Annotated in this window: 16 protein-coding genes and 1 tRNA gene; 10 read left to right on the top strand and 7 right to left on the bottom strand. The window is 40.5% G+C overall.

Annotated elements, in window-relative coordinates:
• Nucleotides 1-156: 156 nt before the first annotated feature.
• The 3 genes from ACDZ28_RS19710 (at nucleotide 157) to ACDZ28_RS19720 (ending at nucleotide 1482) form a co-directional block, all read left to right on the top strand.
• Nucleotides 157-729 carry a xanthine phosphoribosyltransferase gene (locus tag ACDZ28_RS19710; protein WP_042126391.1) on the top strand — a complete coding sequence of 191 codons (573 nt, stop codon included), beginning with the start codon at nucleotides 157-159 and terminating at the stop codon, nucleotides 727-729.
• A 99-nt stretch (nucleotides 730-828) separates the two neighbouring features.
• Complete coding sequence (locus ACDZ28_RS19715; protein ID WP_036689410.1) at nucleotides 829-1146, top strand: hypothetical protein; 318 nt, start codon at nucleotides 829-831, stop codon at nucleotides 1144-1146.
• A gap of 117 nt (nucleotides 1147-1263) precedes the next feature.
• Nucleotides 1264-1482, top strand: coding sequence for a hypothetical protein (locus ACDZ28_RS19720; protein WP_042126394.1), 219 nt, complete (start codon nucleotides 1264-1266; stop codon nucleotides 1480-1482).
• A 63-nt stretch (nucleotides 1483-1545) separates the two neighbouring features.
• Here ACDZ28_RS19720 and ACDZ28_RS19725 read toward each other — a convergent pair whose 3' ends face one another.
• Entirely contained in the window at nucleotides 1546-1992 is a 447-nt protein-coding gene (locus ACDZ28_RS19725) for a hypothetical protein (RefSeq protein WP_339290322.1), read from the bottom strand.
• A 186-nt stretch (nucleotides 1993-2178) separates the two neighbouring features.
• Between ACDZ28_RS19725 and ACDZ28_RS19730 the strand changes: the two genes are divergently transcribed.
• Nucleotides 2179-2262 (top strand) — tRNA-Leu (locus ACDZ28_RS19730).
• Between the two features lie 83 nt (nucleotides 2263-2345).
• On the opposite strand, the gene ACDZ28_RS19735 is transcribed toward ACDZ28_RS19730, so the two are convergent.
• From ACDZ28_RS19735 to ACDZ28_RS19750, 4 genes are read right to left on the bottom strand one after another with little or no spacing between them, the layout of a single operon-like run.
• Entirely contained in the window at nucleotides 2346-2876 is a 531-nt protein-coding gene (locus ACDZ28_RS19735) for a hypothetical protein (protein ID WP_375102560.1), read from the bottom strand.
• Nucleotides 2877-2924: 48 nt separating this feature from the next.
• Nucleotides 2925-3608, bottom strand: a complete 684-nt coding sequence (locus ACDZ28_RS19740; RefSeq protein ID WP_042126401.1) for a hypothetical protein — start codon at nucleotides 3606-3608, stop codon at nucleotides 2925-2927.
• Nucleotides 3605-4498, bottom strand: coding sequence for an ABC transporter ATP-binding protein (locus ACDZ28_RS19745; RefSeq protein ID WP_375102561.1), 894 nt, complete (start codon nucleotides 4496-4498; stop codon nucleotides 3605-3607). The genes ACDZ28_RS19740 and ACDZ28_RS19745 overlap by 4 nt, the downstream gene beginning before the upstream one ends.
• Entirely contained in the window at nucleotides 4495-4866 is a 372-nt protein-coding gene (locus ACDZ28_RS19750) for a GntR family transcriptional regulator (protein WP_042126405.1), read from the bottom strand. Before ACDZ28_RS19750 ends, ACDZ28_RS19745 begins: the two co-directional genes overlap by 4 nt.
• Before the next feature lie 230 nt (nucleotides 4867-5096).
• Here ACDZ28_RS19750 and ACDZ28_RS19755 point away from each other — a divergent pair, with 230 nt between their 5' ends.
• Nucleotides 5097-5903, top strand: a complete 807-nt coding sequence (locus ACDZ28_RS19755) for a trans-aconitate 2-methyltransferase (RefSeq protein WP_042126406.1) — start codon at nucleotides 5097-5099, stop codon at nucleotides 5901-5903.
• 9 nt (nucleotides 5904-5912) lie between these two features.
• On the opposite strand, the gene ACDZ28_RS19760 is transcribed toward ACDZ28_RS19755, so the two are convergent.
• Entirely contained in the window at nucleotides 5913-6923 is a 1011-nt protein-coding gene (locus tag ACDZ28_RS19760; protein ID WP_375102562.1) for a S8 family peptidase, read from the bottom strand.
• Nucleotides 6924-7320: 397 nt separating this feature from the next.
• Between ACDZ28_RS19760 and ACDZ28_RS19765 the strand changes: the two genes are divergently transcribed.
• Nucleotides 7321-7701: a hypothetical protein gene (locus ACDZ28_RS19765; RefSeq protein ID WP_139328536.1), complete on the top strand. Its 381-nt coding sequence runs from the start codon at nucleotides 7321-7323 to the stop codon at nucleotides 7699-7701.
• Nucleotides 7702-7828: 127 nt separating this feature from the next.
• On the opposite strand, the gene ACDZ28_RS19770 is transcribed toward ACDZ28_RS19765, so the two are convergent.
• Nucleotides 7829-8641, bottom strand: coding sequence for a helix-turn-helix domain-containing protein (locus tag ACDZ28_RS19770; protein WP_052414553.1), 813 nt, complete (start codon nucleotides 8639-8641; stop codon nucleotides 7829-7831).
• Nucleotides 8642-8743: 102 nt separating this feature from the next.
• Here ACDZ28_RS19770 and ACDZ28_RS19775 point away from each other — a divergent pair, with 102 nt between their 5' ends.
• The 4 genes from ACDZ28_RS19775 to ACDZ28_RS19790 all read left to right on the top strand — a co-directional run bounded on the left by ACDZ28_RS19775 (nucleotide 8744) and on the right by ACDZ28_RS19790 (nucleotide 12371).
• Nucleotides 8744-10078, top strand: coding sequence for an MATE family efflux transporter (locus ACDZ28_RS19775; RefSeq protein WP_042126408.1), 1335 nt, complete (start codon nucleotides 8744-8746; stop codon nucleotides 10076-10078).
• Nucleotides 10079-10271: 193 nt separating this feature from the next.
• Nucleotides 10272-10658: a hypothetical protein gene (locus ACDZ28_RS19780; RefSeq protein WP_375102563.1), complete on the top strand. Its 387-nt coding sequence runs from the start codon at nucleotides 10272-10274 to the stop codon at nucleotides 10656-10658.
• Nucleotides 10659-10730: 72 nt separating this feature from the next.
• The gene (locus tag ACDZ28_RS19785) at nucleotides 10731-11063 is read left to right on the top strand and encodes a hypothetical protein (protein ID WP_375102564.1); all 333 of its coding nucleotides are present in this window, start codon (nucleotides 10731-10733) and stop codon (nucleotides 11061-11063) included.
• 279 nt (nucleotides 11064-11342) lie between these two features.
• Entirely contained in the window at nucleotides 11343-12371 is a 1029-nt protein-coding gene (locus ACDZ28_RS19790) for an ABC transporter substrate-binding protein (RefSeq protein WP_052414554.1), read from the top strand.
• Nucleotides 12372-12383 lie beyond the last annotated feature (12 nt).

Raw genomic sequence — 12383 nt, forward strand, 5'->3', positions numbered from 1 at the left:
TTAAGAAGCAAAAGAAAAATCATAAGGAGTGCTATGCAGGATTGCCTTGTGCACTCTGTATAGTACAGGTTATGATGAGGATCAGTAGGACATGACTTCCGTGATTCATTTGTACGGAGCGTCTGCGATTATAAAGGGTATTGGAGGTTCAAAATCATGGAAGTATTGAAACAGCGGATTTTGGAGGAAGGTGTCGTCGTTTCGGATGAAGTGCTGAAGCTGGATGCACTGTTGAATCATCAGGTAGATCCGCAGCTTACGATGGAAATGGGACGGGAGTTTGCCGGGAGGTTTGCGGACTGCGGAATTACACGTATTGTGACCGTGGAATCCTCGGGCATTGCCGTGGCATTTGCCACCGCATATGAGTTAAAGGTGCCGTTAGTTTTTGCACGCCGCAAAAAAACGCTCCTAGCAGATCCGGACGCACTTTGTGAAAGAGTTCCTTCTTTTACGAAAGGTATCGTTACCGATATCATGTTGTCTCGCCAATTCATCTCCCCGGAGGATAAAATTCTCTTTATCGATGATATTATTGCTAATGGTGATGCAGCACGCGGGCTGATTAAAATTATTCAACGCTCTGGCGCTGAGCTGGTTGGTCTTGGCGTTGTAGTGGAAAAAAGCTTTCAGGCAGGAGCTCGAACGATCAAGGAGCAGGGGATCCGGTTGGAGTCACTTGTAAGAATAACCTCTCTCAGCGGGGGCACCATTGAATTTGGAGAATAACCCGAATTTGAATAAGAACATGCCTATTTTTAAACAACTGCTTTTCACCCTATAGATTTTCCTTTATAATAAAATCAGACATAGGGAGGAGGCGTCACAATGGGGAAAGAACCGGTGACTGAGCAATTTTTTATTGATAAATTAACCGAGGCCAAGGATCACTTCGAGCGTGCGCTGGATTGCAAACACACGGAATTCGACGATCTGTATCCCTATATGATTGAACATCCTCAGTTTTTTTGGTACAAACGCTATGTAGCTTGGTCAGAGCTTCTGACAATCAAAGGTTTGTGTGAGGAACTTTCCTTCCCTTGGAGGGAGAAATTCACAACTAACCAAGTGGAGTATCTGGAGCAACGTGTGATGTCCGCTAAAGTTCTTGACTTCTGGTTTGAGAAGAATGAAGCGCTGATATAAGAATGCTTTAGTAGACATGCAATTGGTCAATTGCTTATACGAGACCCAGATGACTTTTCATTTGGGTCTTTTTTCTGGATGAATATAGGATAAGCTATATAGAGGGAGGGATTTATGATGATTAGCGATGAACAATTGGATGCGTACCGAATTTCCGGTGAGAAAATTCGTGTGGTGCGTGATGGCATAGAAAGTAATGATGTAAAGGGGATTGTTCTGGCTTGGGACGATTCGCAGGTGATGATACGTCGTCAGAATAGACGGGTAGTAAAGCTTGATCGGAATTATCTATTCCAACCCTTCAGCGAACCAAGAAAAGCTCCTGATAATATATAATCTTGGCAGCATAAACAGCTCCTTACCCAAGTGGGTAGGGAGCTGTTCTTTATTTATGGCGGATTATATGGTTAGTGCTAGCTGGGTCTCACTTTCTTCTCTGGAGAGCATGGAGAGCTCTGTGGACAGGCCGAGATATGCGCGCATTCGCAGCAGCATCTCTCTACGGAATCCTGGCCATAATATATTCATCTCACCTTGATATCCTCTACAGGTGTACAAGGCCTCGACGCCCCGTTGATCTTGGCGAACGGTTGTGACCTTCAGATCATGTGAGCTCAATTCGCGCGTAACTTCTTGAAGCATTAATGAGGTCTTCTTAGTGGCACCAGACACGAGCTCCATATAAAGCTGAGGGGTCTTAAACAGACCACTCTTACTGATTACACGGCAGTCACGTTCGAACACTTTATGAATAAACGTTAGCAGCAAATAGCTTCTGACAAGGGACATTTCTTCTTTCGTAACCTCTTCATCAACCATGGATGTCTTCAACTTTGTAGTCGCCATTATAAATCACCTCATTTATATTATGCGAACTTTTGTTCTCATTATACCTTATATTCGGAAGTAAAAGCAATAATTATCCATAAAATAATGAATGATTAGAAAAGCTAGAGAATATATTGACGCATTAATCTCAGCATGGTATGATCTATCTTGTGACGCAAGATGGATATGTAGTCATTACGATGTGCGGTCGTGGCGGAATTGGCAGACGCGCACGGTTCAGGTCCGTGTGGTAGCAATACCGTGGAGGTTCGAGTCCTCTCGACCGCATCACTAGAAACTCCCTTGAGAAATCAAGGGAGTTTCTTTTTTGTGAATATAATTAATCCGAGGCAACTGGAGCATAATCGTATCTAGATCGATAAATATCGAATTAAGCCTAATAGGGCATAGGCAAACAGAACTGTTCCAGTACCAATGCCTGTAATTGCACTGTTTGCGACGTTAAGCTTTTTTGATATGAATAGTGATGTGATAGAGACTGCAACAAGAAGTGCTGCTAAAAGGTATAAACTGAAATCGTTAAAAACACTTTTTAAGCTAATAAAATGAATTCCTACAATAAAGGCAATCCAAGGAGCAACGTAATCATTAAACTTACATTTCAACAATATAGAAGCTCCAGCACCTGCCACAAATAATTCAATATAGACAGAAATTAAATAATTATCAAAAGAGGTCTTGTCATTTAAAACGGAGGGAGCATCCCAGTTCGTTATACTTAAATAGATACCAATCAAGCAGATGAGAAGGGATACACCAGAAGCTATGCCAATATATTTACGCCAGCTGGATCTGGGGTTTTCTTGTGCCCAACCAAACCAACTAAAACTAAACATACCGAATATAGAAACATACATGGCGTAATCCCTCACATAATCCATAAAGGTACCTCCTACACCTACAATATTTAGAATATTCGAGGCTGTGCCTTACACTGTAGATTTTCGAAGCATCCAGAACGATAAGAGTGCATACAAGACCGTCAAAGGCATGGTCCACAAGGCAAGATCAAATGCGGTATGGCTGGCAAACCAATTAAATAGATCTCCCCACCACCGATAATACGTCATTAACAATCCAGCGACACTGTACAGAATAAACATGACTGCCGCGAAAATGAATAGACCGCTTCTACCAAATCTGCGGAAGATACTGGATATAACAAATCCCCAATAAAACATATGCAACATGATCATAAAATAGATCCACAGCTGTTCTAGGACAGTACCATCATTCAAGTATGGTAGGTGAAAATAATGTAGCTGCACACCCCATCCAGGTGTTAAATTGTTTTCTATAACGGATAGCAGGAACAGAAGAAGGGAGAAGCCGGCACTTGTAATAACAGCCATCAAGGAGGTACCGAAGAAATAATCCGTTCTCCGTAGACTTAAGCCCAAGGCAAAGGGGAAAGTCTGTACCAAAATGATGATACCTATGACAAACATGTAAATAAAGATAGAGACTAGGCCACCTGTATACATGGGTTCTTGCATGAAAAAAGCTATGATAAGATTAACGAGAAAACTGGACAATAATATGATCCAAGGCATAAATAACCAAAACCATTTATCCTTGTAGTGCATTTTTAATATCCCTGTCATATGGTTCATTGTGCTGCCACTTCCTTTCCTTGAGATCTTCTATTTGTAAGATGGACAATTAACTGTTGTAAAGATATGGGGGAGATCTCCAGACCAAGCATCTCAGCACGTGATAGATCTGTTGAGTTTAACCCGACTAGAGTGGCAGAAATTAATCCGCCAAAAGGTTCACGAGAGATAACATCTTTACTGGAGATGAACTCTTCGACCTTCGCAGTTGCACCAATTACCTTAGCGGCTCGCCCGCGAAGAGCTTCAGCATCCTCATTAATAATAATCTTACCGTTGTCGATAACAATGACATGCTCTAACAATTGACTTACCTCGTCAATCAAATGTGTAGACAAGACAACTGTTCGTGGATATTCTGAATAATCCTCAATCAATCGATCGTAAAACAGGCTTCTTGCTACAGCATCCAGACCTAAATAGGGCTCGTCAAAAATAGTCAGCGGAGCGCGGCTAGCAAGGCCGACTACAATACCCACCGCCGAGAGCATTCCTCTGGACAGCTTCTTTATTCTTCTTTTTAAGGGGAGATTGAAGTCCTTGATTAAGGATTGGGCGTAGTCCCGATCAAAGCTAGGGAAAAATAACGCGGATACCTCTAGAACATCGATAATACGGTACGTATCCGGATACTTTTGACTTTCCTTAATGAAGCAAATCTGATTGAGTACGCGGTTATTCTCGTAGGGATGTTCTCCAAATACCTTCAAATCACCACTTGTAGCAAATAACTGGGCTGTGATCATGTGCATGATCGTTGTTTTCCCCGCACCATTTCTGCCAAGGAGTCCATAGATTTTATTTTGTTCCAAAGAAAAAGTAACGTCTTGGATGACGGTTACCTTTCCATACGACTTGGTTAGCCCCTTGATCTCAACAATTTCATTCATGACTGATTATCTCCCCTCTGAATCATCTTCGTTAATTGATCCAACGTTATTCCTAATTTCTCAGCTTCACGGATCATAGTTACAACATATTGTTCATAAAATTGCTCTTTTCTCTTCTCCATCAATACTGCGCGCGCTCCAGAAGCAACAAACATACCGATACCTCGCTTTTTGTACAATATTCCCTGATCCACTAGCAAATTCACACCTTTCGCAGCCGTTGCCGGATTGATCTGGTAGAAAACAGCAAATTGATTTGTTGAAGGAACCTGTGATTCCTCCAAGAGTGTTTCTTCGATGATGTCATTTTCTATGCGTTCGGCGATCTGCATAAATATCGGTCGTGTATCATCCATTAAGCTTCCCATGTATTCACCGCCATGTTCATTGGTTAGTTAGTTATGTAATTAACCATATATGCAACGAACTTATTTGTCAATCATTTCTAAGTGCATTTTTTGGTTCCTGAGTCCAAATACAGCGAATTAGGCGTATCGGCATAAATAAAAGGCTGAGCGGATTCAATCCGAACAGCCTTTTATTTTAGTGGGATGTCTGCTATGATTTTGTCCTATTAGAAACAGAGAAGGGTGAAACTATGAATGAATATGGTTCGAATTTATTTAAAGGTACTGCGGTGTACTATTCAGAATATCGACCACAGTATCCTTCATCCCTTATTCGGTTCTTGATTCAGCAGTTTTCGCTTAACGGAGAGGGTCGTTTACTTGATTTAGGATGTGGTACGGGTCAGTTGGCACTAAGATTCAGTGATTGGTTTGAAGAAATGATAGGTGTAGATACGGAAAGTGAAATGTTGGATGAGGCAAATCGTCTATCAAAAATTCACAGAGTAGATAACGTTAGTTGGAGGCTGGGTAGAGCAGAAGAGCTGCTGAGCGAATGGGGCTCCTTCCGTCTTACCATTCTAGCCAAAGCGTTTCATTGGATGGATAGGGCGTCCATTCTTGAAATTCTATATCATAGTTTGGACGATAATGGCGGTCTAGCCATTATTGATACTTTTAATGTTGAGCAAGAACCATTATCTTGGCAGCTTAAGGTGAATGAAATAGTGAAACGCTGGTTAGGTAACGAAAGGATAGCAGGAGACAGCACCTATACTCATCCTAAAGAAAGACATGAGGACATTGTTGCGCAATCTAGTTTTAAAGATGTGGAAAGACTGGTTTTACCCAGTTATACAATCACATGGACCGTGGATTCGATTATTGGTAATTTGTATTCCACATCCTATGCATCTAAGCGATTATTTGGAGATCACATAGAACGATTTGAAGCGGATATGAGATCTTCTTTATTAGAAATTGAACCTGCGGGTAAATTTACTGAAGAGTTATCCGTTTCTGTTATCACGGCGTTTAAGCGAGAAATAGAGTATTAAAAAGCAAAATCACAATAAAAATCTCGCATTGATCTCACCACAGCCCGCTGTGTTAGGGGGAAGTTTCAGAGAGAATGTGTTCTTTTTCAGTAAGGGTTTCACTTGCTTTGGAGATAAAGATGGATTTCTCTGCAGCAATTGGGCGATAACACCTGAGACAATAGGTGTTGAGACGCTGGTACCGGACAGCACAAAGTAATCTTTCGCTATCCGCAAGTAAGGAAGTTCACGATCCAGTTTGGATCCGGGAGCACGAAGAGAGATGATTGTTTCACCGGGAGCAACGAGGTCTGGTTTCTTACGCCCCCGCGGTGCAGGACCACGGCTGGAATACAAGGTAATCCGGTCGTCCTTTTGTGTGAGTGTGCGGCGATCATCCACTGCACCAACAGTAATTGCTGAAGGACTAATACCAGGAGATTCGATCGTACTTCGCTTAGGGCCGCTATTTCCTGCCGCTATTACAACTGTAAGGCCGGCTCTAATTGCTTGTTCTACTGCTTGGCATAGAGGGTCATCGGCACAAGTTGAATTGACAGTACCTCCGAATGACATTGAAAGGATACGCAGCTTTAGTCGCTTGCGATTTGCAATGCACCACTCAATTCCTTTAATAATCGTGGAGTCATATCCGTCGCCGTTTTTATCGAGTACTTTAACGCCAACGATTCCAGCCTTCGGAGCAGGGCTTTTGTATTTTCCTTTGCTCATCCACCCATTACCTGCAGCATCCCCTGCAATATGAGTCCCATGACCGTTATCGTCATAGGGCTGTTTTCTATGATTGACGAAATCCTTAAAAGCCACGATGCGGTTACAGGGCTTAATCAGATCAGGGTGTCTATATACGCCTGTGTCAAGAATGGCAATGTTGATCCCTTTACCGGTAAGCCCTTGTTTCTTCTGGATGGCGGTAGAACCGATGGAAGGTGTTGCTATATTAAGGGATGTTTTTTTGATTCCATCTACATAGATTTTTTCAATCCCCTGCCAATCACACATCTGTTTCAGACAATTCATCGAAACTCGCGATGCTACAGAATTAAGCATGGGGAGGTGGTGTTTGATAGGAAAGTCATGTGATTTTAAATGTTTTTGTAATGACTTCAGCTGTGCTGGGGTCATTTTTTGTTTGAATTTGATAATGATAGGAATTTTAACGGATGTACCGCGAGGGACTTGGGATTGTTGAATTCTTTTTCTAAGCGCCCTATGGATTTTTGAACTATGTTGCTGTACCCACAATTGTTGGCTCATTTCTTAATGGATCACCTCATAAATGCATTATATGCATCACTGATCCAGTAGGTACGAATCTATGAATCTAGGAATAAAGTACATTTCTTGCTTAGTAGGTAATAGTGAAGTCAAGAATCAAAAATCTTGCATCTACTAACGTATCCTAAAAAAGAAAGTAGTGATGCAAATGGTGACCATTAAGAAACCAGTTAACAAGCAAGCCGCTGTGGCGGCAAGAGCCCTCGCGGCAAAAAGAGTGAAAGCTGCTGCAACGAGAAAGAGACGGAGAATTAAACAGACATTGGATAGATTTATTGTTGTCGCTATTGGTACAAATGCAAGTGGCACACCTAAAGCAACTACAGGCTGGACAGCTTCATTACGAGCAGGCACTACAACAGTAACTGCTGATTTCGACGAATTTGGTGTAGTAAGATTCCCTACAATTACCACCTTAACAACGGTAGCTTATCTGCTTACATTAAGAGATGAGAACGGAGCTACTATCAGAAGTTTTAACGTTCCATCAGACCGTGAGTTTTTTGTGGCTAGATTTTAATTCGAACAAGCCTAGACCATTTTTCAATGCAACAGCATGTGTCGATTTTATATCGGCACATGCTGTTTTGCTTACTCTTATATTAATTGGGTCTTTTACGAGCGTTCATCTCAAACCACGACTATGATCATGCAGATGTTAACAATACTTGAATCTCATAAACCCACTGAAACATTCCGGTGAAAATGACGGACTGGATGACGAATGGAATCTCCGTGTTGTATTCGGCTTTAGCATGTGCAGCGATATTCTGTATCGTTTCCATTCTCTGCTCCTCTGAGCAATAACCATAGAGATAAATCCCTTTAGGTAATATTGAAATCCAGTCGGCCTGTTCAGGGTACTTCTCACAAACTACAAAAAAGACAGATGAATTCTCACTAGGCTCTGAAGTAGTGGTCATAATATTTGCACGAAGATCAAATACGAATGCATCTTTTGGCGCATCTTCAAGCTGTTGATTCAATGCATCCTGCAGTTGATGGAAACTTTCAAGGCTGGGTTTCTGTAGGGAGTGGATTTTTACGATCGCTCTTTCTTCCAAAGCCTTGGTTGAAAAATGGGTGGGGGATAGTGGGACGTCAGATAAATAAGCTTGATTTTCGTATTGTTTTCTCAAAGCTCTGAGCTGTAATTTCGTCTTATCCAGTTGTTTGATTTCCTGCTCAATTTCCTCGTCCTTTGTTTTAAGAAAATTAATAATATAATCGAGATTATCATTCGTAAATACATCTTTAATCTTATGAAGCGGCATATTCTTTTTTTTGCAGAAGTTGATGACATCGAGATAAATAAGCTCTTTATCTGAATAGTAGCGATATCCGGAGGAGGGATCTACTTTTGCAGGCTTCAGCAAGTGGATTCGGTCATAATGGCGTAAGGTTTCGATAGTTGTGTCTGCTAGTTTTGCTGTTTCACCAATAGAATAATAGTTGTTCATTGCATTGCTCTCCCGTTGACTCTTGTGTTACCCAAGAGATTATAGTGTTCATTGTACTGAATTTTAACTAAAATTTCAAAACAGTGAATGGAGAATGAGAAGATGAAGACAACAGAACTTGATGTATTAAAAGATCCAATTCCCAAACTATTTCGTGGTTACGCAATCCCCGGAATCGTAGCTTCGCTTTCTATGTGTCTGTACGGAATTATTAACGGAATCATTTTGGGGCGTTTTGTAGGACCTAATGCGCTAGCTGCAGTGAATATGGCTTCACCGATTTTTAATATTATATCCTGTATTGGGATCTTAATTGCCATTGGAGGAAATACATTAACCGCTATTAGTCTAGGAGAGCAGAACAAGAGAAAAGCTAATCACTACTTCAATAATGCTTTTTACGCCCTGCTTATGATTACCGTAGCTATTTTCATAATGGTAGTTTTTTTTCCTCATGTACTTGCTAGAATCGTTGGAGCGAACTCAGTGCTTTTTCCAATGGTTGTTGATTACATACGGACGTTTGGTTTATTTGTCGTGCCTGTAATTTTTAATATTTTACTTGGTATTTCATTGCAATCCATTGGCAAACCTCAGCTTTATATGTTCGGTAATTTGCTTAGTGTAGTTTTGAACATTATCTTGGATTTGATTTTTATCTGTGCCTTAGATATGGGGATTACCGGTGCAGCTTTGGCGTCTGGGATCAGTGCAACGGTTGTTTTTATATTATTTTTTTCGAAATTCATCTCAAAGGAAAGCTTTTTAAGAGTAGGTAGATGGAAAGTGGAGTTAAAAGCAATCGGAAGGATGATTTATAATGGCTCCTCAGAGGCGATTACGCAATTCAGTGCAGGTTTTTCTTTTATGATCTTCAACTGGATTTTGATCTCTAAATTTGGTGAAATAGGCGTATCTTCATTTGCGGTAGTTCAGTATATCTCACTAGTAGTTAATGCAGTTATCATGGGCATGTCGAGAGGGTTAGGAGCCATTAGCAGTGTAAATTACGGAGCCAAGGAGTACAGTCGTATATCAGAGCTTATTGCCGTGGCCATTAAAATAGTTACATCGGTTGGTGTGGTTTGTACAGCAATACTGATTATTTTTAAATCTCCCTTAATTTCTCTTTTTGTAAAAGACAATCTTCAGGTCATGAATACATCAAGTGAGATTATCACATTTTATAGCTTTAATTTTATTTTTGTAGGTGCCAATATTATAATCAACGCTTTCTATACGGCCATTAACAATCCGAGAATATCCGCAATTTTGGCAATTTTACGGTATATCTTGTTGATTGGAAATTTCTTTGTCCTCCCTTTAATGTTGGGTAACATCGGTCTATGGCTTTCCTTTGTAGTGGCAGAGATAATCTGTGTCGTGGTAAGCTATGTTTGTTTGAAGAAGACAATGTTAGAGTGGGATTTCAACTAGTCTACAGCAGAATAATAGAGGAGTTTCGAAGTGGCGAACACTGTGATTTAGACCAGTGTGTTCTCTATCGTATACTTCACTGCTAACTATTATAGGAATGATTATTTTTCTGACCGGAAATTAAAAAGCAAAATCAGAAGAAGGTTCCGTAATTAAGAGCCAAGATTTTATAAATGCAGAGGAGATTAACCCGATGTCGCAAGAGCTTGATTTTTCATTAGTAAATTCCTATTATCATATTTCTCCGGATGGTGCCGAGAACCCACTGGCTGAAATGCCTGCTACAGATTTCTTTGAAATGGGTCAAGTAAGAGGTTTGATGCAGCAAGCAGGGGAAATCGTTCAGGCACACGGCCTGGATTTACCTGCATCTTTTTTCGGGACATCATTATGTAATCTTTGTTCTACTAAACTGATTTTTCTGGCGCAATACAATAAGATTCTGGACTTATCCTTGGAGCGTTTAACTTTTCAAATAGAGGCTCACGAGGATCATGTACATTTGGGGTATAAGATTAAGGAGTTACACTATAAAGATGTCCCGGAGAAAGAGCTGGAGTCGATGATCCTGAAGGACTGAGAGGTATTTATTATACATACAGTTACACCTGCCGTAGAAGCCATCGCAGCAGCTGCAGGGGTTAAATCAGCCATGATCTGGCAACAATTTGGCGGTGAAATAGGGATGTTAAGAGAGTACATCGCTCAGAATGAGACGCGTGAAGAAGTGTTGGAGAGATTTAATCGTAATTTCTTGCTACTATCGGAATCCATCTCACCAGAGCTTTTTCACAGAAATAGAAATCCATTTAAGCATACGATTCGCTATACAGATAATCCTTACCAGGCAGGAGAGCAACTAGCGTTACGTTCTTCCTGCTGTCTCTACTTTTGCCGTGAAAATGGCGAAAAGTGTTATGTATGTCCAAGGTTAAAGGACGAAGAGAGGGAAGAGAAAAGAATGAAAATCCTCGCAACTCTATAAGTAAATTAGGTTTCTTATGCAAAATAACCATATCCCTTGGATGTGGTTATTTTTTTGAATAACAGAAAGTAAAAGGTTTGCACCATACTTAAGTCTGATATTTTACTAGAAGGATTGTCCTTCTTAAAAGGTTGAGAAAGGCGTTTTTGCTAGTTTAAAATTAAAATAAAATTGTTGACACTTGATAATGATAAACATTATCATAGGAGTAGTAGGTGAGAATGAAAATCATTGTCACTACAAAGGACGTATAATTATACATACTCGGAGGGATAGATTTTGAAGAAATTATTAGTACTTATGGTTGTTGCAGCGCTTACTGCAATGACTGCATGTTCGTCAACCAATACAGCGGACAATCAAACAAAGAATGCAGCAACAACGAATACAACTGCCAAAGAAACGAATGCAGCGAATACAACAGAAGCAACGAATACAGCGGATGCTGGAAAGGAATTCAGTCTGGAGAATGATGGTGTAGATGAAGCATTGTTCAATGAAGCGTTAAGCCAATTCCCAGCCACAGTACCTCAGCGTATTGTTACTACTTCTGTACCCTTAACAGAAATGCTCTACTTGCTTGGAATCACACCAGTAGGTGTGCCAACCTCTACCAATCCAATTCCTGCTGATTTTGAAACGATAGATAAAATTGGTTCACCTATGGCACCTGATCTTGAAGTAGTTACAAAGCTTGAGCCGGACTTGCTGCTGGGAGCGGAATCGCTTCGAAGCACGCTAGATAAGACACTGGAAGGCATGGATTTGCAAAAAGCATATCTACGTACAGAATCCTTCGAGGATTTGAAGCTTAGCCTTAAAGTATTAGGCACTTATTTTAACAAAAAAGATGAAATGAATGCGGCTTTGACTAAGATTTTGGATAAAGAAAATGAGCTAAGTAAATTAGCCGAAGGAAAAGAACTACCGAGTGTGATGCTCGTTATTGGAACCTCTGATTCCTTTATGGTTATGAGTGAGAAATCTTATTTAGGTAGTTTGGTGAAGAAGCTTGGTGCAGATAACATTGCTACTTCTGTACTTAACGTTACAGATACTTACTCCCCAATTAATATGGAGAACATTGTAGCCGCTGACCCAGACGTTATTCTTGTACTCGCTTCAGGTGATCATGGCGCAACAAAGGATAAGTTCAAAAAAGAAATTGAGAAGAACGAAACTTGGACAAAGCTTTCTGCTTACACAAACGATAAAATTTACATGTTGGATTATAGTGTGTTCGGTGTGACTTCGATTATTAATGCAGAGACAGCACTGACTGAAATTGCAAAATACTTCTATGAATAATCAAAGGAGACA

Origin of the sequence: Paenibacillus sp. RS8, from assembly GCF_041956825.1 — a bacterium.
In the GTDB taxonomy this organism is placed as follows: Bacteria; Bacillota; Bacilli; order Paenibacillales; family Paenibacillaceae; genus Paenibacillus_AQ.